General features: G+C 72.5%; 1 pseudogene. It reads left to right on the forward strand.

Annotated features, from left to right (window positions below):
- Positions 1-229: pseudogene (locus SB816_RS35515) on the forward strand (galactose-1-epimerase); the annotation flags it as partial.

The raw sequence follows: 229 nt of genomic DNA on the forward strand, positions 1-229 counted from the left end.
CGTGGCTCGCGCCGGATCGCACCGGGCGCTTCGCCGACATCGTGCTCGCGCACGACACGCCGGCCGAGTATCTCGACGCGGGCGCGTACCTCGGCGCGACGGTCGGCCGCTGGGCCAACCGGATCGCCGCCGGGCGCTTCACGCTCGACGGCATCGACTATCCGCTCGACCGCAACGAGAACGGCAACCTGCTGCATGGCGGCGCGAGCGGCTTTCATCGTGCGCGCTG

Origin of the sequence: Achromobacter sp. SIMBA_011 (assembly GCF_046535435.1) — a bacterium.
In the GTDB taxonomy this organism is placed as follows: domain Bacteria; phylum Pseudomonadota; class Gammaproteobacteria; order Burkholderiales; family Burkholderiaceae_B; genus Achromobacter; species Achromobacter dolens.